4 protein-coding genes and 1 pseudogene are annotated in these 1,996 nt (G+C 66.0%); 2 read left to right on the top strand and 3 right to left on the bottom strand.

Annotated elements, in window-relative coordinates; genetic code table 11:
• A pseudogene (locus tag AAFO90_RS24755) lies at nucleotides 1-91 on the top strand (IS5/IS1182 family transposase); the annotation flags it as partial.
• Nucleotides 92-112: 21 nt separating this feature from the next.
• Here AAFO90_RS24755 and AAFO90_RS24750 read toward each other — a convergent pair.
• The 3 genes from AAFO90_RS24750 to AAFO90_RS24740 are packed head-to-tail and all read right to left on the bottom strand — an operon-like array spanning nucleotide 113 to nucleotide 1,288.
• Complete coding sequence (locus AAFO90_RS24750) at nucleotides 113-268, bottom strand: hypothetical protein (RefSeq protein WP_347511172.1); 156 nt, start codon at nucleotides 266-268, stop codon at nucleotides 113-115.
• Nucleotides 265-798: a DUF2478 domain-containing protein gene (locus AAFO90_RS24745; RefSeq protein ID WP_347511171.1), complete on the bottom strand. Its 534-nt coding sequence runs from the start codon at nucleotides 796-798 to the stop codon at nucleotides 265-267. Before AAFO90_RS24745 ends, AAFO90_RS24750 begins: the two co-directional genes overlap by 4 nt.
• A gap of 7 nt (nucleotides 799-805) precedes the next feature.
• Nucleotides 806-1,288 (bottom strand): hemerythrin domain-containing protein, encoded by a 483-nt coding sequence (locus AAFO90_RS24740; protein ID WP_347511170.1) that lies wholly within the window; start codon nucleotides 1,286-1,288, stop codon nucleotides 806-808.
• Between the two features lie 118 nt (nucleotides 1,289-1,406).
• Here AAFO90_RS24740 and AAFO90_RS24735 point away from each other — a divergent pair, with 118 nt between their 5' ends.
• Nucleotides 1,407-1,820: an Rrf2 family transcriptional regulator gene (locus AAFO90_RS24735; RefSeq protein ID WP_347511169.1), complete on the top strand. Its 414-nt coding sequence runs from the start codon at nucleotides 1,407-1,409 to the stop codon at nucleotides 1,818-1,820.
• Nucleotides 1,821-1,996 lie beyond the last annotated feature (176 nt).

Raw genomic sequence — 1,996 nt, 5'->3', positions numbered from 1 at the left:
GAAGGATTGGGAAAAATCCATCGCCAGCGCGGCAGCTTGGGTCACAATCGCACACATCCGCCGCGTCACGCGGATGCTCGCAAGACAATGAATTCACTCGAAAAGTTTTGAATCAGACTCTAAGGCCGGCCAGTCTTGTCCGCTCGGCCCGACGCCAGCGCACGACATCGCGCGCCTGCTGCGCATCCGTGCCAAGCGGATCGAAATAGGTCGGGTCCACCTCCGCCGCCATGCAGGGGGGCGAGGCGTAGGTCGCCTGTCCGCTCATGGCGTCGCGCCCTCCTCGGCCACGGTTCCGACGGCGGCGTTGCACCAGTCCATGACGGCAGCCTCGGTCGGTGCGAGGATCGTCGCCATCCCATCGGCATAGCGGTCGAACGCGGCCCTGTGGGTTTCGGAGAGGCCCGTCAGGACAGGAACGCCGCGGGCCAGCGCCTCGGCGATCAGCGCGCGGAAGCCGCGCCCCTCCGCCTCGCTCAGGCCGAACTTGTTGAGGATCACGAGGTTTGTCCGGCCAGCCTGCAGCCGCGACATCGCGAGCCCGACGGCCTGCTCGAAGGCGCCCGCGTCCATCCGGCAGGCGGTGGCTCCTGGGCCGAGATCCTGCGTGATGCGCCAGCGCGGCCCGTTGGGCAGAAGCCAGAGATCGCAGTCGCACGATCCCGATCCGGTATCGGGCGAGGCCGCGCGCAACGCACCCACCAGCCGGACGCCGTCCCGCGTTAGCCGGTCAGCCACCGCGTCCAGAAGACGATCCGTCCTGCCTCGTCCTTCGACTGTCACTCCCGCAAGCCGCATCTTCGCCTCAAGCCGGCTCGAAGCGCGGGAACAGCACGTTGTTTTCCAACGCGATATGGGCGGCAAGGTCGTCGAACAGCGCCGCCAGGCCGCCATAGAGTGAGCGCCAGGAGCCGCATGCATGCTCGGGCGGCGTCAGATCGCAGGTGAGCCGCCGGATCAGCGCGATGTTTTCGACGTGATCGTCGTGGTCGGCGCGCATCACCGCGATGGGGTGCTCGATGCCCGGCCCGCCGCCCGCGCGCATGGCCGGAAACAAAATCATCTCCTCCTTCATCATGTGATCTTCCATCTCGCCGGCGAGCGTCCGGATGGCAGCGGCGAGCCCCGTGGGCGCCTCGGGATCGTCCGCATGCACCCGTTCGACCCGGTCGGCGAGCGGCACGAGCGAGGCGAGATCCTCCCGGTGCATCTCGTGATAGCGCGTCAGGATATGGTCGATCAGCGCGTCGGTGTCCTGCGGCACGTCCGTTTCGGGGAGGTCTTTCATCGCGGGTCCTTTCCCTCGCGCGTCGCCCGGTCCTTGCGCGGGCCGCAGTGAATTGGTATTTGAAATACGCATATCTCTCGCGAATGCGCACTTCAAGTACCAATTCAGGAGCGCGACCTTGCGCCTCACCTCCTTCACCGATTATGGCCTGCGCGTTCTGATGCGGATGGCGGGCGCACCCGACCGGGCCTTCACCACGTCGGAACTCGCCGATGAATTCCGTATCTCCCGCAACCATCTGGCCAAGGTGATCTCGGCACTTGCCGCGGCAGGTCTACTGGAGACCCGGCGCGGCGGCGGCGGCGGCGCCCTGCTTGCCCGTGCGCCCGAGGACATCCGCCTTGGCGATGTGGTGGCGACCCTCGAAGCTGATCAGGCTCTGGTGGAATGCTTCGCCGCCGGCACCAACAGCTGCACCCTGACTCCGCAATGTCGGTTGAAAGCGCGGCTAGCCCATGCCGAGGCGGCGTTTGTCGCCGACCTCAATCGCAGCACCCTGGCCGATTGCGTTTACCGACCGGAAAACGCCTGACGCGCCACCCACGCGATCCAGCCCCAGACCGTGCTGCGCAGCGTCATGGCTGTCAATGAGCGTTTAAAAGTGACCCGGTTTCAGCGTTTGATTTTGACCCGCCTATTGGGTGCCAAAGCCCCCAGGCGGACCGCCCTCATATAGCGAGTCCGTCTGGGGGCTTTGCTTGCGATGCG

The organism is Phaeobacter sp. CAU 1743 (assembly GCF_039839315.1).
GTDB lineage: Bacteria > Pseudomonadota > Alphaproteobacteria > Rhodobacterales > Rhodobacteraceae > Phycobacter > Phycobacter gallaeciensis_A.
This window is presented reverse-complemented; position numbering and strand designations above follow the sequence as displayed.